We start from the raw sequence: 661 nt of genomic DNA, 5'->3' as shown, positions 1-661 counted from the left end.
TTGGATAAATAAAACGTCAATTAAAGAAAACTACTCAAAATTTATTATGCAATTGGCTATGGTGGAGAAGGGTGAATTGATTAAAAAAGAAAAAGAAAAAAAGGCGACCGCTTTGTGGGGATTGGTTGAAACAGCAAACGAAAAACTTCATCTAAGTTGCTACTGTCAATCAAAAATCGGTTTTGATTTAGCGGAGGAATTGGTAATGGAAGTAAATAATAATAACAGAACAATAAACTTGACATTGCCTTCTCCCCAAGTTGTATCAGTTGAATATACTCCATCGTTTTATTTAGAGAAAAGCGGAGGAGGTGTTTTTCACCAACTTACAAATTCAGATGCTAAAATGATTTATGATTATGATTATAACGAATTACTGAACTCTGCAAAATACGAGGCAAGAGATAGAGCAAATCAACATCAGAACATTAGGCAGGCAAAAGAAAATGTCAAGATTTTTTTTCAAGCTCTATTTCACCCGTTAATTACAAACCCAAAATATCCTTATAAATTGCACATAGATTTTGCACCTCGGACCGAAACTTGTGATTTTTCATGTTCCTGCTAATAAAAAAATTGAAGAAAGAAGGAAAACTGGCACGAACAAAGGCTAAAATGGCAATAGCCCCTATGCGGGGCTACTGCATTTAGCCAAACCGTT

Annotated in this window: 1 protein-coding gene; it reads left to right on the top strand. The window is 34.6% G+C overall.

The window, feature by feature from the left end; genetic code table 11:
• Nucleotides 1-568, top strand: a 568-nt coding sequence (locus tag FRY97_RS22015; RefSeq protein WP_147169776.1) for a DUF4230 domain-containing protein, incomplete at its 5' end; no start/stop codon positions are given.
• Nucleotides 569-661: the final 93 nt, after the last annotated feature.

The organism is Phaeodactylibacter luteus, assembly GCF_007993045.1.
Classification (GTDB): Bacteria; Bacteroidota; Bacteroidia; order Chitinophagales; family Saprospiraceae; genus Phaeodactylibacter; species Phaeodactylibacter luteus.
Note: the sequence above shows the minus strand (reverse complement) of the source record. Positions and strands in the feature narration are given on the sequence as shown.